Raw genomic sequence first — 245 nt, 5'->3', positions numbered from 1 at the left:
GCATACCGACGACACCATCGTTCCGCTGGCGCAGAAGGGTGGTACGAAACAGGCACGTGCCTGGGTCTATGTCGACCCGCACACTCGGCTGGCCGCCTACGACTTCAGCGAAACGCGCGCCGGCGAGCACCCACAAGCCTGGCTCAAGGGCTGGCACGGTTATCTGGTGGCTGACGCCTATAGCGGCTACGACGCGCTCTATGCCAACCCTGCCATCCGCGAGGTAGCCTGCTGGGCGCATGTGC

General features: G+C 64.9%; 1 protein-coding gene. It reads left to right on the top strand.

The window, feature by feature from the left end:
• Window positions 1-245 (top strand): IS66 family transposase (locus ACUHMQ_RS21495; RefSeq protein WP_445297443.1); only part of this gene is annotated, 245 nt, incomplete at both ends.

This window comes from Chitinimonas violaceus, assembly GCF_052601015.1.
This window is presented reverse-complemented; position numbering and strand designations above follow the sequence as displayed.